The 2720-nt window shown below is 69.5% G+C and carries 5 protein-coding genes; all 5 read right to left on the bottom strand.

Annotated elements, in window-relative coordinates; all coding sequences use genetic code 11:
• Window positions 1-262: hypothetical protein (locus tag JAO81_RS41540; protein ID WP_199553194.1), on the bottom strand; the 262-nt coding region annotated here is incomplete at its 3' end.
• Window positions 263-265: 3 nt separating this feature from the next.
• Window positions 266-637: a hypothetical protein gene (locus JAO81_RS41535; protein ID WP_199553193.1), complete on the bottom strand. Its 372-nt coding sequence runs from the start codon at window positions 635-637 to the stop codon at window positions 266-268.
• Between the two features lie 52 nt (window positions 638-689).
• Window positions 690-1298, bottom strand: coding sequence for a hypothetical protein (locus JAO81_RS41530; protein ID WP_199553192.1), 609 nt, complete (start codon window positions 1296-1298; stop codon window positions 690-692).
• Entirely contained in the window at window positions 1295-1489 is a 195-nt protein-coding gene (locus tag JAO81_RS41525) for a hypothetical protein (RefSeq protein ID WP_199553191.1), read from the bottom strand. The genes JAO81_RS41530 and JAO81_RS41525 overlap by 4 nt, the downstream gene beginning before the upstream one ends.
• A 1-nt stretch (window position 1490) precedes the next feature.
• Window positions 1491-2531, bottom strand: coding sequence for a DUF5309 family protein (locus JAO81_RS41520; RefSeq protein ID WP_199553190.1), 1041 nt, complete (start codon window positions 2529-2531; stop codon window positions 1491-1493).
• Window positions 2532-2720: the final 189 nt, after the last annotated feature.

Genomic DNA, 2720 nt, shown 5'->3' with positions numbered 1-2720 from the left:
AGCCGTGCTGCTGTTCCACCCGCAGCGAGTGCGGGTGCACTGCAATGGCGGTGGCGCCGGCGCGTGAGGTGCCGGTGTAGGAGTCGGCGATGATCCGGACCGGCTCGTCCGTGCCGGAGTCGGCCAGGTCCTGCTCGAAGTAGGGGCCGGCCCAGTCGGCGACCGCCTGGGCCCGCCGCTCCAGGTCCGCCCGCACACCGGGGGACTTGAGCAGCGCCTTGGCGCCGGCAGATTTGAGTACGAAGCGTTCCACGACGCGCATGTGTCATCCGTCCACGATCGTGAGAGCGAGCTCGGTGTGGTGCACTGCGCCCTGGCGGAAGGGGTGGAAGTTGGGGTTCGGCTGCCCGTCGAGCTCGAACACCAGCGGCCCGGTAGGTGAGGACGCCCATTCGATACGGGCACGGCGATGGATGGGCGTGTGGTTGGTGACCATCAGCCACTTCTGCTTCAGCGGGTCCGCACCCTGAGCCGCGACCTGGGCACGCTGGTCCTGCTGCAGCCACGCCGACACCGTCGTGCGCTCGGCTTCATCCCCGTAGTCAAAGACCGTGTTGCCATAACCGTCAGTGCCGGCATGCGGAGTGACGACCGTGACCGTGTGGGGCAGCAGCCGTTCAGGAACCGCAGCCGTCATGTCCCCTCCCCCGCCTCACTGCTGACGTACACCAAAAGGCGCATGAGGTAGCTCATCCCAGCCCCACGGTGATTGTGGTGGCGCTGCGGGGGCCGTAGCGGGCCAGTGCCTTCTCGTCTGCTGCGCTCATGACGACGGTGGCGCCAGGGGCGCCTCCGCCCTGTTGCAGCTGGTAGTTGTAGTTCCCGATCCGCTCGGCGACCATCCCGGCGGTCAGCGACGGCGACAGCAGCGTGCGCGCCGCGATCGCGCACACCACCGCCACCACCTGTGCGGGGACACGCGGATAGCCGTGGTCGTAGACCACGTCGTACACGCCCAGCCCTGATGGCTGGTGCGCACACGAGGCGGGCAGCAGGATCTTGTCCTTGCCGTCCCACACCCACCCCCGTGCCGCGGGCTGCGGGCCGGCACCGGCGCTGAACTCAGTCACAGAGGTGACCGCGGTGACGGGGCGCTGCGACAGCCGCAGCACGCCCGCACTCGCCCTGAGTCTCACGGCGTCCCCGCGGGTGTGGCTGAAGTCCTGGCGGGTGTAGTCGCGGACCAGAGCGGACGCATCAGCGAGCAGGACGGGCGCGCGGGCCGCCTCGGCCTGGTCCAGGTCCCGTCCGATACGCGCCGCGAGGTCACTGGGCGTGGCCAGCGGCTGGCTGCTCATGCGGGGGGCTGCTCGACGGCGAGCAGGCGCTCGGCGAGCTGGGCGACCTGCGCGCGCAGCTCGACGACGGCAGCAAGGAGCTGGTTGTGGTGCTCGATATGCCCGCCCGCGCCGACACTGAGTTCGGGCGGCAGCGGCGCCGAGAACTCGGCAGCGGCCGGCGCCGGGGTGGCCTTCTTCCTGGGCGGCATGTCAGACCTCCTCGTCTGCGGTGTCGCTCACCGTGTCTGCTGTGGCATCTGCGGCGGGGGTTGTGGTGGTGCCGTCGGCCAGGCCGGTGATCTTGCCGTGGGACATTTCGTTGCCGTACTTCAGGCCGATCTCGCCGTAGATCTGGGCGCGCTGTGCGGCGCCGACCGTGGCCAGCGGCTCGACGAACAGGAAGCCCTTGCCGGGCACCAGTAGGAACGTCGGCGCGCACTGCTCCAGGGAGACCACAGCGATGGTGTCGGTGGGCATGTACCGGTTGAGCATCACATTCAGCGTGCCGAAGTCGGTGATGATCGTGGTGACCGCGACGCCGCCGATGTTGCGGGTCGTCTCCTGGTAGTTGGCCTGGGTGACGAACAGGTCGGTCAGCATCCGCTTCTGGTGCCCGTTGCACATCAGGGCCGCGGTCTGGCTCTGGCTGATGCCGCCGCTGACCCACACCTGCTGCAGCAGGTCCAGGACCATGTCCTTGTCCAGCGGCGCCCCGCCTGCGGCCACCGCGTTGGTGGTGATCGCTTCGAGGATGCCGCGGGTGCGGCGGGCGCTCGCGTTGGTGGCCGGGTTGTTGAAGGTGCCGGTGATGAACGTCTTCTCCACGTCGCGGGCGATCTGCGCCAGCGCCTGGCGGATCTGCCACTCCGCCTCGTTGGTCACCGGGTTGGTGCCCGCGATACCGACACTGCCGGGGTGCGCGGAGCCGGTGGTGTGGTACTGGCCGCTCGCGGCGAGCTTGGTGTAGGAGATCTCGACCGCTTCCTGGTGGATCTCCACCACGTTGGTCACGTTGAAGCGGACCCGTGCCTCGCCCTCCGGCGCGGGGGCGCCCTCGGTGCGCTGGCGGTCATCGGCCGCATCACGCAGGTCGAATCCCTGCCACTGGAACAGGGTGCTGGTGACGGACTCGCCGCCGGACAGACCGCCGATCGCCGACAGGAAAGGGGTGTCCATCGGGGACTGCGCGAACAGGTCCCCGACATAGTTCGGCAGGTTGAACGTCGTTCCCTGCCCGGTGATACCGGCCACGATTGGGCTCCTTGTGCTGGGGGCAGGGACCGGCCCTGCCCGCTCTACTGGTGGGGGTTGGCCAGCTGCATCAGCTGCTGGGCCTTCAAGTGCTGGGCGCCTGCCCAGTCGCCGGCCTTCTCGGCCGCCGCGATCTGATCGCCGAGCGAGGGCTCAGCCCCGGACGGCAGCGCGCCGGGGCGCAGCTGC

The sequence above is a fragment of the Streptomyces sp. N35 genome, from assembly GCF_016464295.1.
In the GTDB taxonomy this organism is placed as follows: domain Bacteria; phylum Actinomycetota; class Actinomycetes; order Streptomycetales; family Streptomycetaceae; genus Streptomyces.
Note: the sequence above shows the minus strand (reverse complement) of the source record. Positions and strands in the feature narration are given on the sequence as shown.

Coding starts and splice junctions, on each gene's coding strand:
- JAO81_RS41525 (WP_199553191.1), bottom strand. CDS start 1,489: ATGCCGCCCAGGAAGAAGGCCACCCCGGCGCCGGCCGCTGCCGAGTTC.
- JAO81_RS41530 (WP_199553192.1), bottom strand. CDS start 1,298: ATGAGCAGCCAGCCGCTGGCCACGCCCAGTGACCTCGCGGCGCGTATC.
- JAO81_RS41535 (WP_199553193.1), bottom strand. CDS start 637: ATGACGGCTGCGGTTCCTGAACGGCTGCTGCCCCACACGGTCACGGTC.